A 23,703-nucleotide genomic window follows, 5' to 3' on the forward strand; every position below is an offset into this window, starting at 1 on the left:
GATCATGCCGTCTCCCCTTCCTGCCTGCGCGCCGCTTCGGCGGCCCGCCGCTCGCGGCGGAACATGGGCCACAGGCTGGCCGCGAACAGCGCGTCCAGTGGCAGAACGCAGAAGACCTTGAAGAAGACCCAGGCCTCGGTGCTGAAGGACTGCCGGACGATTTCGTTGAGCACGGCAAGGCAGATCAGAAAGCCGCCCGCGCGCAGCGCCAGATTGCGCCAGGCCTCGTCGCGCATGGTCAGTTCGTCGCCGAAGGCGCGCTTCAGGAAGTTGATGCCGATCAGCGGTCCGCCCAGCACCATGGCGCCGAACAGGGCGTTGCCGACGGTGGGCTGGATCTTGATGAACATGGCCTCGCCCAGCCAGAGCGTGAGACCCCCGAACACCAGCACCATTACCAGCCCCATCAGGGGAAAGGTCGGGAGGGTGCGTTTCGCCGAATATGTGCAGGCGACCGAGACGATCATGGCGGCCATGAACGCCGCCGTGCCGACGAAGATGTCCCCGAACATGAAGGCGACGAAGAAGACCAGCAGCGGCCCGGCCTCCAGAGCCAGCTTGCCCAGGAGCTTCGATGTTCTGTTCAGCGGAATTTCAGCCGCCATCTCGCTCATCGGCCGATCCTCCTTCGGACGCACGCCGAAGTGCGGCGGGCCCTCGAGGAGGCGGGCCGCGGCGGAACCGGCAGGCGGGGCGGGATGTGCCCCCCGCAAGCAGAGTCGAACTTCAGATCTTCAGGCACTTTGCGCGCTCGTTTGCTTTTTCTTCTGTCCAGAACGTGGTGAGCGCGCCGCCGTCTGGAACCGCGTCGATTTGCCCGACGCGCGGAACCGCCTGTGCCGTAACCACCTGAATGGTGGTCCGGCCGTGCCGCCGCCGCGGTGCGGTGCGGCGGCTCAGCCGGCGCTTTCGGGCCCATCCGAGCGCGGGCCGAACGCGAAGATCGCGCCGTTGGCGACGCCGGGTAGCACCCGCGTGCCGTAGACCAGCGCCCGCCGGCGCACGATCATCGCAGGCCAGCCGCCGAACTCGGCGTCCAGCGCTTTCAGCAGCGAGATCGCGGTCGGCGTGACCGTCTCGCCGGAGGAGGCGAGGCCGCGCACCGGCACCCCTTCCAGCATGTCGAGAACGGCCGGCGCAGGCGCGGGCAGCAGGCCGTGGGCGCAGCGCACCGTGCCGTCGCAGAGGGGCAGCGGCCCGCAGACCAGCCGCGGTTGGCCCAGCCGGTCGTAGAGCGCTGCCACGAGGCAGGTGTCGAGAATGCTGTCGAGTGCGCCGACCTCGTGGAAGGTGACCTTCTCCGGCGGGATGCCGTGCACGCGGCCCTCGGCCGCCGCCAGGATGGCGAACGCCTTCTCCGCCAGCGCCCGTGCGGCTTCGCCGAGCGCGCTTGCGGCAATGATCCGTGTCACGTCGTCCAGGCTGCGGTGATGGTGTTCGCGGGGCAGGGACACGCGGGCGCGCCAGCCGCCGATCTGGTTCACGGCCGTTTCCTCCAGCATGACGCAGCCTTCCGGCAGGCCGAGGCTGAGGGCGATTTCGCCGAGTTCCGCGTTCGTGGCCTGCGCCATGCGCGCGAAGCCGGCCAGCAGCATGTCGCCGGAAAGGCCGCTGTTGGGACGGACGACCAGACAGGCGTCGCCGGTCATGCCGGCCCCAGAATGCGCGCGGCGGCGCAGGCGGCGCCATAGCCGTTGTCGACGTTGAGCACCGCGACGCCCGGGGCGCAGCTGACCAGCATGCTTTGGATCGCGGCGAGACCGTCCTGCGCCATGCCGTAGCCGACCGAAGTCGGCACCGCGAGCACGGGCTTCGGCGTGAGCGCCCCCAGGACCGACGCCAGCGCCGCGTCGAGTCCGGCGACCACGATCACCACGTCCGCCTCGTTGATCGCCTCCAGCCGGTCGACCAGCCGCCAGAGCCCGGCCACGCCGCAATCCTCGAACACGGTGCTGGCGATGCCGAGATAGGTCAGCGTCCGCGCGGCTTCCCAGGTCACGCGGCCGTCCGCGGTCCCGGCGGAAACCACAGCGACCTGGCCCGGACGGGCCGGCATCGTGGCGCGCCAGGCCGTGCGCGACAGCGGGTGATAGTCGATCCTCGAAGACGCCTCCCCCGGCAGCGCCGCCAGCACCGACGGGTCCAGCCGGGTGAAGAGCACGGGCTGCACGTCGGGTTCGGCGAACTCCTTCAGCAGCGACAGCACCGTTTCGACCGGCTTGCCCTCGCACAGGACCGCTTCCGGCAGACCGATGCGGGCGGCGCGGCCATAGTCGAACAGGACCTCTTTCATGCGCCTCCGCTCGCGTCACGCGGCGCGGCGCCCTCGCCGTGCAGGAAGGCGGAGCCGCGGCGGTACGGCCGGACGCCGAGAAAGCGGCGGGCTTCGGCGGCGCAGTCGGCGGCGGCCATCGCGCGCATCTCGGCGAAGCGTCCGGCCAGGGCCTCGTCGGCCTCGACCGCGACGCCGGCGGCGGTGATCCGGCAGCGGATCGTCCGGTTCTCGCCGAAGCGCCGGCGAAGCAGGGTCTCGACCCGGTCGATGAAGGCGAGATCCGCGGACTCGATGGCGATGCCGGTCTCGACCCGGCTGGCGAGGCAGGGCTGCGCGGGCAGCTCCGCGATGTCGTCCAGTCCGTAGCGCCGGGCGAGGGCGCGAATGTCGGCCTTGCCGATCCCGGCCTCGACATAGGGGTGGACCACGTCGCGCTCCGCCGCGGCCGTCAGGCCGGGCCGGTAGTCGCCCAGGTCGTCGACATTGGCGCCCGAGGCGATCGCGCCCGCCGCGAGCCCGGCGAGGCGATCGTACAGATTGGTCTTGCAGAAATAGCAGCGGTTGACCGGGTTCTTGAGATAATCCGGGTCGGCGAACTCGCCGGCCTCGACCACGTGCAGGTCCCAGCCTTCCCGCGCCGCGTAGGCGCGGACGCGCGCCGTCGCCGCCGGCGGCACCGCGGGCGAGACGGCATGCGCCATCCGCACGGGCCGTTCGCCCAGGCGATGGGCGACATGGGCCAGCGTCATGCTGTCGATCCCGCCGCTGACCGCGACGGTCAGGCCCTCATGGGCGCGCAGGACGGCCAGCAGACGGCCTTCGGCCGCCGCCGCCTCTTCGCCCCATGATGGCGCTCCCGAACCGTCAGGCATGGGCGTGGGCCTTCTCCTTCAGCCGCTTGCGCAGCACGTCGGCGATGCGCTCGGCGATGGCCGCGTCCGACAGCCCCGGCTCGCCCAGCGCCCGGACCAGGGCGTCGAGGCCGAGCAGCACTTCGTCCGTCGGCCCAGGCAGGGCGACGATCATCGTGTCCAGCACGCGGCCGACGGCGATACGGACGCTGTTCTTGTGGACGTGCCGGCCGACGCCGAGTTCATATTTCACGATCTCCGGCGTGGCCGCCTCCGGGTCGGCCCTCAGAAACGCCTCGATGGTGCAGTCCTTGACCTCGGCGCCCACGCCGCCGGTGGTCACGATCATGCCGAAGCCCTCCTCGGCGCGTTCGCGCAGCGCGGCGGCGATGTGGTACTCGTTGTCCTTCAGCGGCATGCCCTGGCTGACCGCATAGCCGTTCACGCTCAGCTTCTCGCGGATGGCCGGGCTGTTGGTGTCCTTCACCTGGCCGTTGGCGAGTTCCGTGCCGGTGGGGAAGACCACCACCGTCTTCGCCAGCTTGTCACGGATCTCCGCCATCTGCCGCTCGGCCGCTTCGAGGGACTGAAGGGCCTCCTCGCCGCTGGCCGCCACCCAGCTCAGCAGGCCGCGGGATTCGACCCGCGCGTCCGCGGACACGCCGACGCCCTCGACCGAGGCCACGGCGTCGAGCAGTTCGCGCTCCTTGCCGACGATGTTCTTCGCATCCAGCCCGCGCCGCAGGATGTCGAGCACGATGTTGTCGTCGCGGACATCGGTCACGAGGATCTCCGTGCGGTCGAGCACCAGAACCCGCGCGACCGCATCGGCGACGGCCGTCAGGTCCGCATCGGCCAGCGCGAGGCCGGTGATGCTGAGCTCGGTCTTGCCCATCATGTCGTATTCGACCACGACGTTCTCCCAGGTTGTTCGATGCGCGTTACGCGCCCCTATATGCGCCGCCGAGCCGGGTCCGGCCGCTTGGCCCCGACATCAACCGACATGCGCAGGCATGCCGCGGCCCCTGCGTTCAGAGCGCCTCGGACGGGTCGAAGCCGCGCTGGCGCATCCACTTGGGCATAAGCTCCTCCTCGACCCGCCGGTCGGCGACCGGCGCGCGTTCGATCAGGTGCTCGGCCAGCTTCTCGTTGCACGTCAGCATGCCGTAGGCGCCGTCGAAGACGACCAGGTTGTCGGTGTTGGCGAGCCGCTTGGCGAACCTGACGGCGGACGGCAGGTCGTGGGCGGTGACGCAGTTCTTGATCATCTCGATGTTCATGCAGTCTTCCTCGACCAGCTTCGCCATCTCCTGGCCGACGAGGACCATGGGACAGGACGTGGCCAGCTCCATCTGCGGCACGCCGGTCCAGAAATGGTTCATCACCAGCCCCTTGACGGCGGGGTTCACCGGCTTCGCCTTCGGCTGGTCCGGCGGCGGCTGCCACAGGCCGAAGCCCAGGCTGACCGGTATGGTGTCGAGGTCGAAGAGGTCGAGTTCCGCCTCGGTCAGATTGCCGAAGGTGGTGCCGCCGCCGACCATGTAACGGGGCTCCCCCGTGCCGTCGATGATCGCGATGCAGTCGCCGATCTCGTTGAACAGTTCGCGCAGCTTGCCGTAGGACTTGAAGGCCAGCAGCGCCAGCTTTCGGTCGATCGGCATCAGGTCGTTGCCGGACTCGATCCCCGTCACCCCCTGCGGCGAGGCCGCCATGAACACGCCGAAGGCCCACTTCTTCTGGACGAAGTCGGATTCGAAGACCAGCCGCGGGATCAGGTTGGACGACCGCGGCCCGAAATTCATGTGGTGGACCGAACGCGTCTCGAAACGGGCGTAGGACATTGAGAACGGCTTCATCGTGCGGCTGATCATGCGGTGCATGTCCAGTTCGCGCAGCTCGCCATGATGGCAGTGGATGATGAAGTCGGCGTCGTAGATCCGCTTGATGCCCATCAGCGTGCCGACCGGGGTTTCGATCTCGACGCCCTGGTCGATGTAGAGCGCCGGCAGCGCCCGGCCGTCGAACATCTCGTCCAGGCCGAAATGCTTGATCACCTCCTCCGGCTCTTTCAGGCGGAAGCCGGTGGCGACACGCAGCCGGACACGCCTGCAGCCCGTGCGCTGTTCGACCACTTCCTTGATCGTACGGATGACCTCGCGATAGGCGTAGCCGCCCATGATCATGAAGCCGTACTGCGAGGCCAGGATGTTGACCGTCGACTTCTCCTTGATCATCGACATGTCGACGTCCTTCAGCGACTCCGCGGTGGCGCGGCGGAGCGGCTCCAGATCGTCGCCCTCGACATAGATCGCCTTCGGCACGTCGGGGAACAGTTCGGAAATCGGCAGGCCCACCATGCCCGGCAGGTCGGCGGCGCGCATTGCGGGCATGCCGGTGGCCGTCTGCGGGCCGTACTGGGATGTGCGGATTGCGGCCGGCGTCGGGCGGGGCAGTTCCGAGACGGCGAGATGTGTCATGGCGCGAACCTTTCGGTCTTGATCGGGCCGGCCCGGGGCCGGCAGCGGCTGCTGCGGGTCAGAACTTGCGGAAGACGTCCTTGTCCTCTTCCAGGAAATAGCCCGCGTACTTGTCGATCACCTCCTGCGGTACGTCCCACAGGCTCTGGGTGGTCGGGTACCAGCGCCACTTCTCGGGTTTCTCCAGCTTGTGGCCCGCCGCCTCCAGCAGGCGCATCGACATCATCTGGCAGTACACGGTGCAGCCCGACCGCGTGCCGGTGTCGAGCGCGATCTGCTCTGGCGTGATCGCGCCCTGCAGCACCGCGGCGGCGGCTTCCTGCACCCGGGTCTGGGTACACAGGCAGTGCCACTGCTTGGGATGCATGTTGGCCTTGCGGCAGAGGTCGTGGATGTCCTCGATGGGCACGTCCTCGATGGCGACGCGCACTTCCCTAGGCTCGTCGCGCTCGACCCGGGTGATCGCGTCGTCGGGACAGATGCCGTGGCAGTTCGGGCAGGCGACGCAGAGGTCGTCGTTGATGATGGCGATGTTGTCTTTCATGTGGATCGCCTCGGTCGGGCAGACCCAGACGCATTTCTTGCAGCCGGTGCAGTTCTCGTCGATCACCGCCGCCTGGTACTTCAGCGTTACCACATCTTCCTCCCCGCCGGCGGATGCCGGACTTCGAACGTCGCGGATTCGCCGCCGCCCCATCTCCGGACAGGGCCGGAAGCAAGGGCCGCGCACGGTCTCGCAGCTGCTTCGGAACGCATAGGTGCGGCGCCTCCCCTGGTCTCCGCAATGGCCGCCCGTTGCGAGACGTCTGGCCTCTGGGCCGTTCGGCGCACGCACAAGGCGCGGGCCGGACGGTTCTGACGGGCCGGTTTGTTTTCATACTAGTGCGTCGCAACCGCGGCGGTCAAGGCGCCTGCGGGCCGCCGCTGCTTGGAGATTCGGCAGAAATATCAATCATTTCAGTTCATTAGAGGAATTTCGCCCGATCGGTCGGCGAATCACCCGGTGGGCTGCAGGTCGGGATCGGCGACGACGTCGAACTTCACGTCCACGCCGGGCGCATCGATGACGGCGCGGCCGATATCCAGGATATCCACATCGTGCGCCGCGATGGCGGGGATGTCCTCCAGGGCGATGTCGCCGGAGAAGGCGATCTCCGTCGTCTCCCGCCGGCCCGCCGCCCGCACCATCGACGCGACGCGGTCGAGGTCGGCCAGGTTCCCGGTATCGACCATCAGGATCTCCGCGCCCATCTCGATCGCCGCCCGGGCCTCGTCCTCCAGCGGCTCGACCAGGCCGCGGAGCTGGATGCAGCGCGTGTGACCCTCCAGAACCGAGACGGCTTCCAGGGTCCGGCGCACGCCGCCGAACATGCGGACATAGTTCTTGTCCAGATAGACGAAGGGCAGCGGGGCGATCCGGCCGCTGCCGCCGCCCTGGTGGATGGCGCGCCGGACCTGCGGCTTGATCTCGATCGGCATCTTCTTGGCGGCGCCGGAGACGATGCGCACGCGGCCGCCGGCGATCTGCTGCGCGCGGCGGGCGGCGCGGGCGATGCCGGAGGGCTTGGCGATGGCGCCGGGCAGTGTGTCCTCGGCGATGGCGATTTCCTTCGCCGGCGCGCGGATGATCAGGACCGGCGCGTCCGCGTCCGCCTCCTCGGCGTCGCGCATGGCGTGCAGCACCTCGCAGCCCAGGTCCAGCGCCTTGGCGGCCGCGTCTTCCACGCCGCAGATCACGCCGGCGGTGGCGACCCGCAGCTCGGCGGTGAAGCGCCGCCCGCCGAGGGAGCGGAAGATGTCGTCGCGCAGATCGTAGGTCATGCAATGCTCCCCGTCCGGCCGCTCCCGCCGGCGGGCGGCCAGACCGGATCGATCTCCACCCGCCGCGCCGCCATGCGCCGGGCCACGGCGTCGGGCACAAGATGCCCGAAGTCGCCGCCGGCGCGCCAGACCTCGCGGATCATGGTCGAACTGATCGCGACCGGCGGCAGGTCGAGCAGGATGGCGTGGCGTCCCGGCGCGATCTCCCAGGCGGCGGGACAGCCCGGCGGCGGCGGCGCGGGCCGGGCGTCGGGCCAGGCGGCCAGCAGCGCGGCCTCGAAGGTCTCGGCATCGAAGTCGCCGCGCGGGGCGACCGCCAGGTGCGTGGCGTGCGCGATGTCGCGGCCGTTGACCCATTTGTGCAGGCGCAGGAACTCGCGCTGGCCGAGGGCGAAGTACAGGCCGGCGCCGGGCTCGGCCTCGCGCAGCGCCGCGACGGTCCGCCAGGTCAGCGACGGTTTCGGCAGATCGGCCTCGATCGCGTTCACGGCCATGCCTTCGGCCCCGGCGATCGCCCGGCCGATCAGATCGCAGCGGAGCCCGAAGGGCAGCAGGTCGTCCGCCGCCCTGTGGAAGGGGGTGTGGCAGGGCACGAAGTCGACCCGCGCCACGCCGAGCGCGGCCGCCGCGCCTTCCGCCAGCGCCAGATGGCCGCGATGAACGGGATTGAAGGTGCCGCCGATGATCAGCCGGGCGGTCATGGGAGCCTCGCTGTTGGCCTCAGTTCTTGAAACAGTGTTCGCGATGCCATCCGAGGTGCACGGGCTGCGCCGTTGCGTATCGCATCCCGGCCCCCGGGGTTCAGTCCCGGCCGTCGTTGGGCGTGTCGCCGAGGTACAGGGGCTTGATGGCGCGGCTGCGGGCCGTGATCGCCGCACCGCCGGTGCGATCCATGTCGCGCGGCAGGGCGGGGTCGGCGAGGGTGAGCGGGTGACCCGTCTCGACGAAGCCCAGATAGGGGCCGCCGAAGTCGTAGCCGATCAGCTTCAGCACCTCGTGCGGGATATCCTTCGCCTTGTCCGGCGGGATCGAGAGGTACTGGTTCTCCTCCTGGCGCAGCCAGCCGAGATTGTAGTGAAGCCCCATGCCGCGGCGGTTGCCGTTCGACCGGTTGGCGCCGCCGCCGTGAATGAGGTTGCTGGTGTAGAGCAGCACCGAACCGGCCGGCATCTCCGCATTGACCACCTCGTCGGCTGTGGGTTGGCGGTCATGGGCCCAGCGGTGGCTGCCGGGCACCAGCCGGGTGCCGCCATTCTCGGCAGTGAAGTCGTTGCACGCCCACATGGTGGCCAGCGTCATGGGGATGGAAGGCAGGCGCACGGGATAGATCCCGCCGTCGCGGTGCAGTTCCTGGGCCGTCTCGCCGGGCTGCAGATCCACCAGCAAGGTGACATGGAGGTGATAGCGCGCGCAGTGGGGCAGCAGAACGCGGTCGCAGACGCTCATGATCGTGGGGTGGACGGCGAGCTCCCGGCAGGCCGCGGACTTGGCGATCAGATTGTTGATGCGTTTGGTCCTGTGGCCGGCGAAGTCGGTCCTGCCCAGCTGCACCGCGTCGACATGGGGCTCGAAATCGGCGTTGAGACGCGACACGGTCGCGGCATCGGCCAGTTCGCGCACGATGGCGTAGCCGTGCTCGTCAAGGGCATCGGCGACTGCCTCGGGGCTTGCGTCGCGCTCGAATTCTGGCCTGGGCATCCGCTGTTGGCTCCTCTGCCGGGTCTGAGGACCATTCCAGCGGCGCGGCCGCTTCGATGCAAGATGCCTCGTCGGCGGCGCGGCGGCGACGGCCGCGCCCGCGCGTGCCGGCGCGCCGTTCCGTCGGTTCGATTTCAATGAAGCAAGTGGCGGAGGGAAAGGGACTGGAATCCAACGTTCTCTGACTGATCCACCTCACGAATCGCCTGCTTTTCAGATCATAAACACCGGAGCGAACCCGCCCCCAGGAGTCCTGAAATTCGTGGTCTGGCCTTGATAGAGGCGCGCAGCTACCAAAAGAACCTGACCGTCATAAGTGTAGAGCCGAACGTCCATCTTGCGCACCTGTAGTGCTTCGTCGATCTTGATCATGCGCTCGCTCGGCCGGACCAAAGTCTGAGCAACGTAGCCCCCTCGCTCGATTTCTGCCCAGACGCCTTTCGTCACCTTGTCACCACGGTAGACCGCCTTTCCGCCATGTCCGCCCGTTGGCTTGAAGAACAGGTCCTTACGCGACTTCCACAGTTCGTCGGCGATTTCGGGAGTGACAACGACAGTACGCGGGACGGATTTGAGTTGGGCCAGAAGTCTTGGCTCCAGACCCCAGGCCTCGAGCGTTGCCGGATCCGAGAGCAGCGAAAGGGCGCGCTTGTCGGCGAGAAGGGCGTGGTTGTGCGGATTTGGCGTCACGACCACCGCGCCCTCCCGGTAGGCATCTCTTAGCGCCCTGTGTTCCGGCTGATCGAACGCGAAGTCGGTGACCCTGTTGTAGACGAGGTCGATCGGCTTCCCCTCGACGCTGAGCCGACCGGCTTCATGGCGAAGATGGCTGGCGTCCGCGATAACGGCATCGACGCCACGTGCGGCCATCGCCTGCCGCACAAGGACGAACTCGGGATAGAGATACTGTTCCTCCGGCCTGTCGTCGACGATGGCAATTCGGCCTGCGGAACCGCTTCCCCGCTGGCGCTCCCATTCGTCCTGGAACATGCGAAATGCCACATCCTCGAAGGCGTGCGGCTTCAAGGGCATGTCCATTTCGGCACAACAGGCGCGCTGAGCCCTTGCAAGAAGGGCGTTGAGGAATGCCCCGCCGGCGTTGGTATTGATCTCGATGAGCCGGAGGCCGTCTTCGCCGAGATGGAAATCGTAGCCCATCAACGCACCAACAGGGCCGTGATCCTTTTGCGAGATTTCCGGCGCCCAGGAGAGGACGGCGGCCTTGTATGCGGCGAGCCGCGCCGTCGCCTCGATCGCGGCGACCACCTCCTGCATCTCGGCCACCTGGCTGGCCGAGAGGAACACAGGCACATTCGAGAACAAATGCGCCTTGGGTCGGATGAAGGTCTCGCAGAACTCCGGGTCGCCAGCCTCGCGCTCAAGCGCCTCGCACAGCAACGGGCGGTCGAGGGTAATGCAGAAGCAATTCTGGTTCAGCCGCTCCGAGAGAGTCTGAACTGGACCCGTGGACGTGGGGCCTGGATCGCTCATCGCCCCCAAAGCCCTGGCTGTCCCCAGGCCGGACGCGCGTCAGGCCCGATGCGGGCATCGAAAAGTCTTGGAATCATCGTTGCCCCAGTGTTTCGGTCAGCAGGCCGATCCCGAGTGCCGCATCCGTCTTTGCGATGGAGTCTTCGGCGCTCGCGATCACTCCGCACAGTGCCCGGATCGCGTCGATCGTCTCTGGAATGACGATGGCCTGGTTGTCCACCATGTAGGCGTAGAACAGTTCGTCTCCCTGGACCTTCAGCATGTCCGACCACAGCGCCACCTCGTAGAGGTTGTCATGTGGCCGGCCCAGGTCGGCCATGAGCTCCTTGACCGCGTTGATCGCCGTCAATCCGGCATCCATGCGGATCAGGGCAATCCGGGACGATGCTGCAAAAGCGTCGAGCACCTCTTCCCTTGAGGCCGGGCGGGTCAACTGCACCGACCAGTAGTGCAGATGCGCCAGGGTCTCTGGCACCTTGACCGCCATCGTGACGACATCGAGATCGGGGTCGACGCTCTGCGCATCCGGCCCCTGATGGCTGGGAATCTCGGGCTCGGGGACGAGCGTGTTCATGATCCCGCCAAGGTGACTTTCCCAGGGGTCCGTCGCCCGGCGCAGCAGCGTCCCGCGCGCGCGACGCAGCAGGCCTCCCTGCTTCAATGCCGTAAGGGTTCTCACGATCGAGGTGGTGTTGCAGGAGACGACGCGCGTGCTGTCCCGGTCCAGCGCACTCGCATAGGTAGATTCCGCAACGAAGGAGTGTCCGGTCACCTCGTGATTCTCGCCACCCTGGACGATGAACTTGATGCCCCTTTGTCGATAGATGTCGACGTTCACCGCCGCGATCCGTTTCGGCGTGCAGTCCACCACCAGGTCGCTCGCCTCAAGCAGATCATCGAGGTTCCCGGCGACATCGAGTCCGGTGTTCCGCATCGCCTCTGCATGGTCACTGGTGGCTGCGAAAAGGCGGTAACCCTTCTGCGTCGCCATGCGTGGCCGCCAGTCGGCGCTGATATCCGCAACCCCGGCCAGTTCCATATCGTCCTGCAGCGCAACGGCGTCGGCGACACGCTTTCCGATCACGCCGTAGCCGTTCACGGCGACGCGGATCTTTTTCGTTGGGGTCATCGGCTTCTCCTCGCGTTGGTAGCGCGCGTCCGTGATGTGCCGCTGTCTGTTTGCCGAAATCCTTCCAACTATTCCACGAAAGCGACTGAGTTACTGCCCCCAAACCACCCTGACTGGCGAATTTCTCCGAGCGGCGTCCGCTTCATCATGGCATCGTCAATGCTATCCTCGTTTACGCTGGCGCCGTCAGGATGAAGCGGCGCGCCGCTGCACCAGCAAGATACCGATCAGCACCAGGACGACACCCACGGCCTGGACTACCTCGAGCCGTTCGCCGAAGAAGGCCGCGCCAATCATCAGCCCGAAGACCGGCACCAGAAACGTGAAAGCGTTGGCCCGATTGAGCGTAACTTGCTCCAGCACCTCGAACCAGAGCCAGAATGCGAGCGATGATCCGAGGACCGCAAGCGCCACGAGGACGAGAATGAACTCCGGCGACCACGCCAGCAACGAGACATCTTCCGTCAACATGGACAGCAGAGCCAGCGGTGCCGCACCGATGAGCAACTGGAAACCCATCGCCATGATGGGGTCGGCCTGGCCGGTGAGGCGCTTGATGGCAACATTGCCGATGGAAACACCGGTGGCGGCGAGCAGGACATAGGCGATGCCTTGGGAGTAGCCGCGGGCGCTGTCTCCGGCGAGACCCGGCCAAGCGATCACCGCGATGCCGGCCAGGCCAACCGCCAGCCCGATCCTTCCAGTCGCCTTGAGGCGTTCCCCCAGGAAGACATACGCGAGAACCGCGGCGACGATCGGCTGTACGTTCGCGATGACGGTCGCGAGTCCCGGCGAAACGAACTCGGCCGCATGGAACATGCCGAGGAAACCCATACTTGTCGCCCCCAACCCGACCACGACGATCAGAAACCAGGGCCGCGCGCCGACGGGCACCGGACGATGGCAAAGGACTCCGAGTGCAATCAGGCAAAGGCCTGCCAGCGCGGCTCGCAGGGCCGCAAAGGCAAGATGCGGCGCAAGGTCCAGGCCAATGGTGATGAGGGGAAAGCAGGCGGCCCAAAGCACCATGACCACCAGAAGGCGGAAGGCAGCGCCAATGGTCATTGCCGATGTGCCAAGCTTTGCCCGATGCAGAGAACTGGCGGTTTCATTGGAGCGTAATCCGTTCTATCATTGCATATTGATCCAGATCAGTGCGGACGCGGCGACCCCACCCTACATGGAGAATCGAAGCAAGTCCGTTGGAGAGGGCAAGGAAGCGCATGTCGCAGGCAATTACTTGGCAGCGCAGAAAGGATCCGTATCGTTTGACACGGGGCGTGAAGCATTGGCTGGCGCTGCTGCTTGTACTTGCCTTTTCAACGTCAGGTCTTGCCCATGTTTCGATGGGCGACCATGCCGCGTCGGCAACCTCGTTTTCGCATGAGGTTGCATCCAGTGGTCAGGACGTGGCGGCGGAACCGGATTGCGGCAGCCGTGGCGATGAATCCCACGGCCGAACCTGTTGCACCGGCAGCGTCTGTTCCTTTTTCGTCCCGCCGGTCTCGGCGGGAGGCACGAGCATGGCGACGGTCGCTGAAGTTGTAGCACGCCTTCCCGACGAAGTTCATCCCGGCCGCGCGCCGTCGCCCGGTTTGCGACCTCCGAGTCTCTCCGCGAACGGCTGAGCCCGCGCGCCTCTCCCGGCGTGTCGGGCTGATCCGACCGGTCCCGCCGGTCCGGCCCTGCAACGTTCCCGAGAGAGTTTCGTCATGTACCATCCATCATATCGCCAGTTTCTGGCATTCACCGACACCGCAGGCATGATCGGCGCGGCTTCTTCGCTGCTGTTTTCAAAGTGCCCCCGTCACGAGGGCGCAGGGTCATGACCCATCACGATCACTCACCCGCCGAGCCAAAGGCAGACGAAGATCGGCGCCAGCCGTTTCTGAAAACACCGGCCGGACTCGCGCTCTGCGTGTTTCTCGCCGTTGTCGGCGTCCTTCTTGTTTTCGAGCACAGGGTTCACCTTCTGGGAGCCTGGCCGCTCCTGTTCCTGCTGGTCTGCGGCGGCATGCACTTCTTCATGCATCGAGGTCACGGTGGCCATGGTGGCCACGGCGGCGGCAGCGATGAACGGTGATGTTCCCGCCTATGGCCTGTGGTTTCTGGCGGCCCTGAATGCGGGCATCTTCATCCTGTTCGCCTTCAGCTTCTTCAAGCCGAACACGACGCGCGACTGGCGCTCGCTCGGGGCCTTTTCGGCCTTCATCGTTGCCCTGTTCGCCGAGATGTACGGGTTCCCGCTGACGCTCTACGTGCTGGCAGGCTGGCTCGGCAGCACCGTTCCGGCTTTCGATCCGCTCTCGCACGATGCTGGCCACCTTTGGCCCGCCCTGTTCGGCTGGTCGATGAATCCGCATTTCAGCCCGTTCCATCTGCTGAGCTACGTCTTCATTGGCGGCGGTTTCATGCTGATCGCCGCCGCGTGGCGGGTGCTGCACGAGGCGCAGAAGAAGGGAATTCTCGCGACGACCGGCCCTTATGCCCGCATGCGGCATCCGCAGTATGTCGGCTTCGCGCTGATCATGATCGGATTTTTCCTGCAGTGGCCGACACTGGTGACGGGCCTGATGCTGCCAGTGCTGCTGGTCATGTATTGGCGGCTCGCAAGGACCGAAGAGCGCGAAGTGGAAGCGGCCTTCGGTGACCAATACCGCCGCTATGCCAGTGCGGTTCCTGCTTTCCTGCCGCGCCCCACCAATCTGCTTCGTTCGAGCAGGGGGTGACTGTGGCGATTTTTCCTTCTCATCAACCAAGGAGTACGAAACGTGAGAACACGAAACCTTCAGGCGGCCCTGTTCGCGGGTTTGCTACTTATCGGGACCGCAGCATCGGTCGCAGCCCAAACCAGCGCACAGCCACAGGACGAACACCACCCGGAAGAAACCCAGGACGCTCCGCCAGCGAGCCCGGCGCCCGGTGACGCGCCCTCAGCAGCCGCACCCGGAAGCATGCCCGGCATGGGCATGATGACGCCGGAGATGATGCAGATGATGCAGCGCATGATGAGTCAGGGTGCAATGACCGGGATGATGATGGGCGAAATGGCAGGCCAGGGCATGGCCGAGGGTGGCGCGGTTCCAGGCATGGCCGGTCAGATGCCCATGGCAGGCATGATGGCGTGCCCGATGATGCGAATGATGATGAACGGCCAGGCAGGAATGGGCATGCCCGGCATGATGGGTGGTCAGGGCATCCTCCTCGGAACGCCGAACGGCACACCGGAGGAGATGACGGAGGATCGCGTCCGCGCCTTGCTCGAGCAGCAGTTGACCAATCTTGGCAATCCCCGTCTGAGGCTCGGCGAGATCGGCACTGCGCCTGACGGGAGCATCACTGCAGAGATCGTTACCGTGGACGGCTCGCTGGTGCAGAAGCTCGCCTTCAACCGCTATCCCGGTCTGGTCCGGCAGATAGCCGAATAGGCGCGCGGACTTGTGACACCGGTACTGGCGCCCGCCTAAGGAGAACACGATGAAAACAATCGCAATCGACGTCGGCGACTTGCTGACAGCCTTGGGCCCGGACGAAGTGGGACGGCGGATCGGCGAGGTGCCGGGCGTCGAAAGCGTCTCCGTGGATCACGCGTCGCAAAACGCCACGGTCGAATACGACGAGACCCGCATAAAGGTCGCCGACATCAAATCCTTGGTTCGGCGGCCTGGTCCCGGCGTCGATGCGCCGCCTGCCGCTTCGACCGGCAGGGGGCACGAAAGCCACGCGATGGCCGGAGCATCACCAGAGAGTCCAGGACCGGCATCGGGCCATTCAGGACACCGGGACCATGACAAGCACGCGGGCCACTCGCCCGCGATGTTTCGGGACCGCTTCTGGCTTTCGCTTGCCCTGACGGTTCCGGTGGTCATCTGGTCGGCCCACATCCAGGACCTTCTCGGCTACCGGGCCCCCGCGTTTCCCGGATCGGACTGGATCGGTCCCGTGCTCTCCACGGTCGTCTTCCTCTACGGCGGTCTGGTCTTCCTGCAGGGGGCCTGGCGGGAAATGCGGTCCCGACTGCCGGGGATGATGACCCTCATCTCGCTCGCGATCTCCGTCGCCTTCCTGTTTTCTTGGGTGGTTCAGCTCGGCCTGATCGACGCGAGTGCCCTGTGGTGGGAACTGGCCACGCTGGTCACGATCATGCTCCTCGGCCACTGGATCGAGATGCGGTCCATCAATCAGGCCGAGGGGGCACTGAAGGAACTGGCGAAGCTCCTTCCGGATACCGCGACGCGGATCACCGACGGGGGCGAGGAGAAGGTGGCCGTCAGCGCGTTGCAGAACGGTGACCTGGTGCTGGTTCGGCCGGGCGAGAGCATTCCGGCAGACGGAACCGTGCGAAAGGGAGAGAGCGACGTCAACGAGGCCATGATCACCGGCGAGTCCCGGCCGGTGAAGAAGCGGGAAGGCGACGAGGTGATCGCCGCCACGATCAACGGAGAGGGATCTCTCCGCGTCGAGGTTACCGGTACCGGAGAGAAAACCAAGCTTTCCGGCATCATGCGGCTCGTGGCCGATGCCCAGAAGTCCAAGTCCAGAGCGCAGCACCTTGCAGATCGTGCGGCCCGGCTTCTCACGGTTGTCGCGATCGTCGCGGCCGCCATCACCATCGCGGTGTGGCAGTCTGTCGGCGCAGCGATCGACTTTTCCGTGGTGCGGATGGTGACGGTGCTGGTGATCGCCTGCCCGCACGCTCTTGGATTGGCCGTGCCGCTGGTGGTGGCCATCTCGACGACGCTGGGCGCCCGCAATGGGCTTCTGGTGCGCGACCGGCGGGGACTCGAAGAGGCGAGGAACCTCGACACCGTGATCTTCGACAAGACCGGCACCTTGACACTCGGCGAGTTCCGGGTCGTGGCGATGTCCGTCGCGGATGGGCTGGCCGAGGACGAGGCGCTTCGGATCGCATCCGGCATCGAAGCCGAATCCGAGCACCCGATCGCCCGGGGCATCGTGAAGACCGCACAGGACAAGGGCATAGACGTGCCCGTCGCCGAAGGCTTCCGCGCAATCACCGGCAAGGGCGTGGCGGCGACGATCGCCGGCACGGAATACCACATGGGTGGCCCGGCTCTTCTCAAGGCCGAAAATGTGCAGGTACCGCCGGTGCTGCTGGAGGCGGCGAAGGCGGCGGCCGACCGCGGGCAGGCTGCCATTTATCTCGTCCGCGAAGGCAAGGCCCTGGCCGTGTACACCGTGGCGGACGCGATCCGGGAGGAGAGCCGCGAAGCAATCGTGGCGCTGCATGAACGGGGGATCGAAGTTGCCATGCTGACCGGCGACGCGCAGGCCGTGGCCGATGCCGTCGCCAGGGAGCTGGGCATCGATACCGTGTTCGCGGAAGTGCTGCCCGAGGACAAGGCCTCGAAGGTCCGCGAGCTTCAGGCTCAGGGCAAGAAGGTCGCAATGATCGGCGATGGCGTCAACGACGCCCCAGCCCTGGCCACGGCCGATATCGGGATCGCGATCGGTGCGGGCGCGGATGTCGCCGTCGAGGCCGGGCATATCGTGCTGGTGCGATCCGATCCCCGCGACATCCCGCGGATCATCACCCTGAGCCGCGCCACATACCGCAAGATGATCCAGAATCTCTGGTGGGCGGCGGGTTACAACATCTTCGCGATCCCCCTTGCCGCCGGCGTTCTGGCGCCTTGGGGCATACTGCTGACGCCCGCGGTGGGCGCGGTCCTGATGTCCGCGAGCACGGTAGTTGTGGCCATCAACGCGCAACTGTTGAAGCGCGCAAAACTATGACTCCGTCGACGGGCCAGCCCCGAATGCAAGGGCAGTACAAGGAAAACAGCATCACCTTGCACGGTGCGGTCGCGATGGGCACGGGCGTGATGATCGGCGCCGGCATCTTTGCCCTGACCGGTCAGATCGCCGAACTGGCGGGACCCTGGTTTCCGCTGTCCTTCATCGTCGGCGCCATCGTGACCGCGCTCAGCGCCTACAGCTACATCAAGATGTCGAACGCCTGGCCCTCCTCGGGCGGAATCGCGATGATCCTGCAGAAGTGCTATGGGCGGGGAGCGGTCACCGCCGGTGCGGCGCTGCTGATGGCGCTCAGCATGGTCATCGCCGAAAGCCTGGTGGCGCGCACCTTCGCGACCTATGTGCTGCGACCGTTCGACATAACGGGCGGGCCGCTCGTGCCGATCCTCGCAGTTGCGGTGATCCTGTTCGCGTTCCTCGTCAACATTGCCGGCAACCGGTCGGTCGGGCTGTTCTCGCTGGTCATGGCCACGCTCAAGATCGGCGGCATCGCGCTCTTCGGGATCGCGGCGTTGTGGGCGAGCGGATTTTCCTTCGCCGCCGCCTCTGAGACCGGCCGGGACTTCACCGCGACCGGCTTCGTCGCTTCTGTGGCGCTGGCCATACTCGCCTTCAAGGGCTTCACCACGATCACCAACAGCGGCGCCGAGATCACCGAACCGAACCGCAACGTCGGCCGGGCCATCATGATCTCCATCGCGCTCTGCGTCGTCGTCTATCTGCTTGTGGCTTTCGGCGTCGGATCGAGCCTCACCATCGACCGGATCATCGCAGCGCGCGACTATTCGCTGGCCGAGGCCGCCGAGCCCGCCCTGGGCCAGGCGGGGTTCCTCTTGACCGTGCTTCTCGCGGCGGTGGCCACCGCTTCGGGACTGCTGGCCAGTGTCTTCGCGGTGTCGCGGATGCTGGCAATGCTCACCGACATGAAGCTGATCCCGCACAGCCATTTCGGCATGTCGGGTCCGATCCAGCGCCACACGCTGATCTACACTGTCGTCATCGCTTCGGCGCTGGCCGTATTCTTTGATCTGGGCCGCATCGCGTCGCTGGGCGCATTTTTCTACCTGATCATGGACATGACCATCCATTGGGGCGTGTTCCGGTACCGACGGCAAGAGATCGGTGCCGCGGGCGCTGTGCTGCTGGCGGCGATTGGCTCCGACGCGGCGGTGCTCGCGGCCTTCACTGCGATGAAGCTGCAAAGCGATCCCGCCATCGTCCTCTACGCCGCGATCGCGATCGGCGCGGTTTTCGGTTTCCAGCGCATCTACCTGGGTCGATGGACCGCAATGCGTGGCGATGGCCATGCGGAGCACAAGGCCGGTGGATCATGAATTCGATGCATTTGGCATCGCCGACGACAAGCGCAAGTCGCCATGCGCAAGAGGGGTCCGACTGATGTCACCTGGCGCGTGCATCCTGACGATCAACGGGGGCTCGTCGAGCATCAAGTTCGCGTTGTTTGAGATGGGCGGCGCCCAGCCCCAGAAGAGCCTGCGCGGCAAGATCGACCGCATCGGCCTGCAAGGAACCCATTTCACTTTCTATGACCCCACCTGGGAGCGGCAGGATGATCGCGGCATTGGTGATCTCGATCATCGTTCGGCGGCATATTTCCTGCTCGACTGGCTCGACAATGAGGTCGGCCTTGCGTCGATCACGGCGGTGGGCCATCGGGTCGTCAACGGCGGTGCCAACTACCGCGAGCCGCATCGCGTCACCGGGGAACTGCTGGATGAACTTCGCCGTATCAGCGCGTACGCTCCGGAGCATCTGCCTTCCGAGATCGATCTGATTGATCTGATCAGCGAGCGGGTGCCAGGCCTGCTGCAGGTGGCGTGTTTCGACACGGCCTTTCACCGGGATATGCCGCGGGTCGCCAGAATCCTTCCCATTCCCCGTCGCTTCGCGACGAAGGGGGTCGAACGCTACGGCTTTCACGGCCTGTCCTATGAGTTTCTCATGGAAGAGCTCGCGCGCTTGGCCGGCGTTGAAACTGCGAAGGGGCGGGTGATCCTGTGCCACCTTGGAAATGGGTCGAGCCTCGCGGCGGTCCGCAACGGCAAGAGCGTTGACACTAGCATGGGCTTTACCCCAGCGGCGGGCGTGCCGATGGGCACCCGTTCCGGTGACCTGGATCCTGGGCTGGTCTGGTACCTGGCGCAAACCGAGCGAATGACCGCGCAGCAGTTTCACCAGATGGTGAATCAGGAATCCGGGTTGCTGGGTGTGTCGGAAACGAGCTCCGACCTACGGGATTTGCTGGGCCGCGAGGCGAGCGACGTTCGGGCTGCCGAAGCAGTTGAATTATTTTGCTACCAGGTGAGGAAGTGGATCGGTGCCTTTGCCGCCGCGCTTGGCGGACTGGACACGCTCGTCTTCTCGGGCGGCATCGGCGAGAACGCACCCGCGATCCGGGCACGCATCTGCGAGGGTCTCGGCTTTCTCGGCGTCCAACTTGACGAGAACCAGAACGCTGCCGGCGAGCCAGTCATCTCGGCCGATCTGGGCAACGTCCAGGTGCGCGTCATTCGCACCGACGAAGATGTAATCATCGCAAGGGCAGTTTTCGGAATGCTTTCCGGCGCCGAAACCGGCCAGCACGCCCATCTGGAGGAGTAGGACCATGAACAAGTCGCTTTCGTCCGACCTCATCCAGAAGATGGACGCCTACTGGCGAGCGGCCAACTATCTCTCGGTCGGCCAGATCTATCTTTATGATAATCCGTTGCTCAAAATTCCCTTGCGTCTCGAGCACGTGAAGCCCCGACTGCTTGGCCACTGGGGCACCACACCGGGACTGAATTTCATCTACGTGCATTTGAACCGCGTCATCAGCGAGCATGACTTGAACGTGATCTATGTCGCCGGCCCCGGGCACGGCGGCCCGGGCCTGGTGGCCAACACCTATCTCGAGGGAACCTATAGCGAGGTCTACCCGGACATCTCGCAGGACGAACAGGGGATGAAAAAGCTGTTCACGCAGTTTTCCTTTCCCGGCGGCATCCCGAGTCATGTCGCGCCGGAAACCCCGGGCTCCATCAATGAGGGCGGTGAACTCGGCTATTGCCTGTCACATGCCTACGGCGCGGCCTTCGACAATCCCGACCTTCTCGTCACCTGCGTCGTGGGCGATGGCGAGGCTGAAACGGCTCCACTCGCCACCAGCTGGCACTCGAACAAGTTCCTCAATCCGGTGCACGACGGAGCGGTCCTGCCAATCCTGCATCTGAACGGCTACAAGATTGCGGGTCCCACGGTGCTCGCCCGCATTCCCCGTGACGAGCTCGACTCCCTGTTTCGCGGCTACGGCTATACGCCACACTTCGTCGAGGGCGACGACCCGGTGGAGATGCATCAGCTCATGGCTGCGACGCTCGATACCGTGGTCGAGAGCATCCGCCATATCCAGCACGACGCCCGCGCCAACGGGTTCAAGCAGCGTCCGCTCTGGCCCATGATCATCCTGCGCTCGCCGAAGGGCTGGACGGGCCCGAAGGAGGTTGACGGCAAACAGACCGAGGGCACGTTTCGCTCGCACCAGGTGCCGATGGGTGACATGAACCACCCGGGACATGTCAGGATTCTGGAAGAGTGGCTTGAGAGTTATCGTCCCCGCGAACTCTTCGACGAGACCGGCAGGCTACGTCCCGAGCTCGCGGAACTGGCCCCGAGCGGCACGCGCCGCATGGGCGCCAACCCGCACGCTAATGGCGGTCTCCTGTTGCGCGACCTGCACCTGCCCGATTTCCGCGACTACGCGGTGACAATACCGAAGCCGGGCCGCGTGAGTGCCGAGGCCACACGGATCCAGGGCGAATTGATCCGCGATGTGGTGAGGCTGAATCCCGAGACTTTCCGGGTCTTCAGCCCGGACGAAACCGCGTCGAACCGCTGGGGTGCGGTGTTCGAGGTGACGAACCGGTGCTCGACCGCGGAAATCATTCCAGGCGATGACCACGTCGCCCCGGACGGCCGGGTGATGGAAGTGTTGAGTGAGCACCAATGCGAAGGTTGGCTTGAAGGTTATCTGCTCACAGGCCGCCATGGCTTTTTCTCATGCTACGAAGCCTTCATCCACATCATCGATTCGATGTTCAATCAGCACGCCAAATGGCTCGATGTTGCAAACCATGTTCCATGGCGACGGCCGATTGCATCTCTGAACTACCTGCTTTCGTCTCACGTATGGCGGCAGGACCACAACGGTTTCAGCCATCAAGACCCCGGCTTCATTGACCATGTCATGAGCAAGAAGGCCGAGGTTATCCGGGTCTATCTTCCGCCCGACGCCAATACCTTGCTCTCCGTGACGGATCACTGCCTGCGCAGCCGCAATTACGTGAACGTCATTGTCGCCGGCAAGCAGCCGTCGCCGCAATGGCTCGATATGGACGCAGCCATCAAGCACTGCACCGCCGGGCTGGGCATCTGGGAGTGGGCCAGCAACGACGAAGGCAGCGAGCCTGACGTGGTGATGGCCTGTGCCGGGGATGTGCCGACCATGGAGACGCTGGCTGCGGTGGAGTTGCTGCGACAGCATTTTCCTGCCCTCAAGATCCGGGTCATCAACGTGGTCGATCTGATGACGTTGCAGTCGCAGAGCCAGCATCCGCACGGGATCAGCGACGAGGGATTTGATGCCCTGTTCACCAGGGACAAACCCATCATCTTTGCCTACCACGGGTACCCCTTGTTGATTCACAAGCTGACGTATCGTCGGACCAACCATCACAATCTGCACGTTCACGGGTTCAAGGAAGAGGGAACGACCACGACACCTTTCGACATGGTCGTGCTCAACGAACTGGACCGGTTCCATCTGGCCAGGGCCGTCATTGACCGGGTGCCGGGATTGGGTCCGGGCGCCACCAATTTCGAACAGCTCATCGAAAGCAAACTCATCGATCACCAGCGCTACATCCGGCAACACGGCGAGGACATGCCGGAGATCCGCAATTGGAAATGGGGAGCGAACGAAGGGTGACCTGGAATTTTACGGGCGGCACTAGTGGTTCGTTTCAGACGGAAGAGTCCGGCCAAAAGCGCGCATTTCCAAGCTTCAATGGCCGCTTCAAGGGTTCCATCCGTCTGAATCCATCCACTAGGGGCTCCCTGTATAAACTGAAAGAGTATTGACATGCGGCTGATACTGCCTTTGCCCGGCAACGAAACCTTCGCCCGTCATCTTGCTGAAGCCGGAGGATGGGAGCTTGGGCACATCGAAATCCGGCGTTTCCCCGATGACGAGAGTTATGTCCGCATTCTTTCGGATGTCGCCGATCGGCCGGTGGATTTGGTCTGCACGCTTGCACGGCCGGACGATGGCTTCCTCCGCCTTGCATTCGCCGCCGACGCCGCCCGCGCGCTTGGCGCGAATGAGGTGACGCTGATCGCGCCCTACCTCTCTTATATGCGACAGGACCGACGCTTCCAACCGGGCGAGGCTATAACGTCGAAGACATTCGCGCGGCTCCTATCTTCGACCTTCGACCGGCTGGTGACAGTCGACCCCCACCTGCACCGGTATCCTGCGCTCTCCGCGCTCTACACGATCCCGACCCATACCCTACACGCGGCACCTTTGCTGGCAGACTGGATCGCCGCGGAGGTCGACCAACCGCTGATCATCGGCCCGGATGAGGAGAGCGAACAGTGGGTGTCGGCAATTGCCCAGCGCATCAGCGCTCCCTATGCCGTCCTGCGCAAGATCCGGCACGGCGACCGCAACGTCGATGTCGAACTTCCCGACCTCTCGGAATGGACGGCCCACTGTCCGGTCCTCGTCGACGATATCGCCTCGTCCGGGCAAACGCTTATCGAAGCGGCAAAGAAGCTGCCGCTCCAGGGCTTCCGGAGACCTGTCTGCGCGGTTGTCCACGGTGTATTCGCTGAAGATTCCTATGCGCGCCTGAGGGTGCTCACCGACAGAATAGTTTCCAGCGACTCCATTCCACATGAGAGCAACGCCATTCGGCTTGCGCCGCTGATCGCTGCGATGATCGCGTCCGCCAAGGAGGCTCCGGACGACAAAATTCGGCACCGTCGTCCGCCCGAACCTTACGACGAGGTCGAACAGGCAGGCATGGATTCGTTTCCCGCCAGCGATGCGCCGCCCTGTACAGGCGGCGTCGAATGAGCGGCGAACTCCGACAGTTGGCGACCAGGCACATGAATTCGACC

Annotated in this window: 21 protein-coding genes; 7 read left to right on the forward strand and 14 right to left on the reverse strand. The window is 65.3% G+C overall.

The annotated features are described in order from the left end of the window. Positions 1–2: 2 nt before the first annotated feature. From TEF_02775 to TEF_02840, 14 genes are all read right to left on the reverse strand, one after another. Positions 3–614, reverse strand: coding sequence for a hypothetical protein (locus tag TEF_02775; GenBank protein ID ANK79833.1), 612 nt, complete (start codon positions 612–614; stop codon positions 3–5). 282 nt (positions 615–896) lie between these two features. After that, entirely contained in the window at positions 897–1,571 is a 675-nt protein-coding gene (locus TEF_02780; GenBank protein ANK83234.1) for a hypothetical protein, read from the reverse strand. A gap of 74 nt (positions 1,572–1,645) precedes the next feature. Then, positions 1,646–2,293 (reverse strand): circadian phase modifier CpmA, encoded by a 648-nt coding sequence (locus tag TEF_02785; GenBank protein ANK79834.1) that lies wholly within the window; start codon positions 2,291–2,293, stop codon positions 1,646–1,648. Continuing rightward, on the reverse strand, positions 2,290–3,147 hold the full coding sequence (locus TEF_02790; protein ANK79835.1) for an adenine nucleotide alpha hydrolase: 858 nt from the start codon (positions 3,145–3,147) through the stop codon (positions 2,290–2,292). The genes TEF_02785 and TEF_02790 overlap by 4 nt, the downstream gene beginning before the upstream one ends. After that, entirely contained in the window at positions 3,140–4,024 is an 885-nt protein-coding gene (locus TEF_02795) for a hypothetical protein (GenBank protein ID ANK83235.1), read from the reverse strand. Before TEF_02795 ends, TEF_02790 begins: the two co-directional genes overlap by 8 nt. 133 nt (positions 4,025–4,157) lie before the next feature. Next, the gene (locus tag TEF_02800) at positions 4,158–5,603 is read right to left on the reverse strand and encodes a hypothetical protein (protein ID ANK79836.1); all 1,446 of its coding nucleotides are present in this window, start codon (positions 5,601–5,603) and stop codon (positions 4,158–4,160) included. A gap of 58 nt (positions 5,604–5,661) precedes the next feature. Further along, positions 5,662–6,240 carry a hypothetical protein gene (locus tag TEF_02805; protein ANK79837.1) on the reverse strand — a complete coding sequence of 193 codons (579 nt, stop codon included), beginning with the start codon at positions 6,238–6,240 and terminating at the stop codon, positions 5,662–5,664. Between the two features lie 359 nt (positions 6,241–6,599). Next, on the reverse strand, positions 6,600–7,424 hold the full coding sequence (locus TEF_02810; protein ANK79838.1) for a hypothetical protein: 825 nt from the start codon (positions 7,422–7,424) through the stop codon (positions 6,600–6,602). Then, entirely contained in the window at positions 7,421–8,125 is a 705-nt protein-coding gene (locus TEF_02815) for a hypothetical protein (protein ANK79839.1), read from the reverse strand. Before TEF_02815 ends, TEF_02810 begins: the two co-directional genes overlap by 4 nt. A 100-nt stretch (positions 8,126–8,225) precedes the next feature. Beyond that, positions 8,226–9,122, reverse strand: a complete 897-nt coding sequence (locus TEF_02820; protein ANK79840.1) for a hypothetical protein — start codon at positions 9,120–9,122, stop codon at positions 8,226–8,228. A 213-nt stretch (positions 9,123–9,335) separates the two neighbouring features. Continuing rightward, positions 9,336–10,613 carry a hypothetical protein gene (locus TEF_02825; protein ANK79841.1) on the reverse strand — a complete coding sequence of 426 codons (1,278 nt, stop codon included), beginning with the start codon at positions 10,611–10,613 and terminating at the stop codon, positions 9,336–9,338. A 73-nt stretch (positions 10,614–10,686) separates the two neighbouring features. Then, positions 10,687–11,742, reverse strand: coding sequence for a glyceraldehyde-3-phosphate dehydrogenase (locus TEF_02830; protein ANK79842.1), 1,056 nt, complete (start codon positions 11,740–11,742; stop codon positions 10,687–10,689). Positions 11,743–11,928: 186 nt separating this feature from the next. Beyond that, positions 11,929–12,807: a transporter gene (locus tag TEF_02835; protein ANK79843.1), complete on the reverse strand. Its 879-nt coding sequence runs from the start codon at positions 12,805–12,807 to the stop codon at positions 11,929–11,931. A gap of 778 nt (positions 12,808–13,585) precedes the next feature. Beyond that, complete coding sequence (locus TEF_02840) at positions 13,586–13,792, reverse strand: hypothetical protein (protein ANK79844.1); 207 nt, start codon at positions 13,790–13,792, stop codon at positions 13,586–13,588. Between the two features lie 22 nt (positions 13,793–13,814). Here TEF_02840 and TEF_02845 point away from each other — a divergent pair, with 22 nt between their 5' ends. The 7 genes from TEF_02845 (at position 13,815) to TEF_02875 (ending at position 23,659) form a co-directional block, all read left to right on the forward strand. After that, a complete protein-coding gene (locus tag TEF_02845; protein ID ANK83236.1) occupies positions 13,815–14,471 on the forward strand; it encodes an isoprenylcysteine carboxyl methyltransferase in 657 nt (218 codons plus the stop codon). Between the two features lie 234 nt (positions 14,472–14,705). Beyond that, the gene (locus TEF_02850; GenBank protein ANK79845.1) at positions 14,706–15,170 is read left to right on the forward strand and encodes a hypothetical protein; all 465 of its coding nucleotides are present in this window, start codon (positions 14,706–14,708) and stop codon (positions 15,168–15,170) included. A gap of 388 nt (positions 15,171–15,558) precedes the next feature. Then, the gene (locus TEF_02855; protein ANK79846.1) at positions 15,559–17,499 is read left to right on the forward strand and encodes a copper-translocating P-type ATPase; all 1,941 of its coding nucleotides are present in this window, start codon (positions 15,559–15,561) and stop codon (positions 17,497–17,499) included. A gap of 23 nt (positions 17,500–17,522) precedes the next feature. Beyond that, the gene (locus TEF_02860; protein ANK79847.1) at positions 17,523–18,854 is read left to right on the forward strand and encodes an amino acid permease; all 1,332 of its coding nucleotides are present in this window, start codon (positions 17,523–17,525) and stop codon (positions 18,852–18,854) included. 16 nt (positions 18,855–18,870) lie between these two features. Further along, entirely contained in the window at positions 18,871–20,142 is a 1,272-nt protein-coding gene (locus tag TEF_02865; protein ID ANK83237.1) for an acetate kinase, read from the forward strand. Positions 20,143–20,146: 4 nt separating this feature from the next. Continuing rightward, positions 20,147–22,507, forward strand: coding sequence for a phosphoketolase (locus TEF_02870; protein ANK79848.1), 2,361 nt, complete (start codon positions 20,147–20,149; stop codon positions 22,505–22,507). Positions 22,508–22,660: 153 nt separating this feature from the next. Then, the gene (locus TEF_02875) at positions 22,661–23,659 is read left to right on the forward strand and encodes a phosphoribosylpyrophosphate synthetase (GenBank protein ANK79849.1); all 999 of its coding nucleotides are present in this window, start codon (positions 22,661–22,663) and stop codon (positions 23,657–23,659) included. The last annotated feature ends 44 nt before the right edge of the window (positions 23,660–23,703 follow it).

It is taken from the genome of Rhizobiales bacterium NRL2, from assembly GCA_001664005.1.
In the GTDB taxonomy this organism is placed as follows: domain Bacteria; phylum Pseudomonadota; class Alphaproteobacteria; order Minwuiales; family Minwuiaceae; genus Minwuia.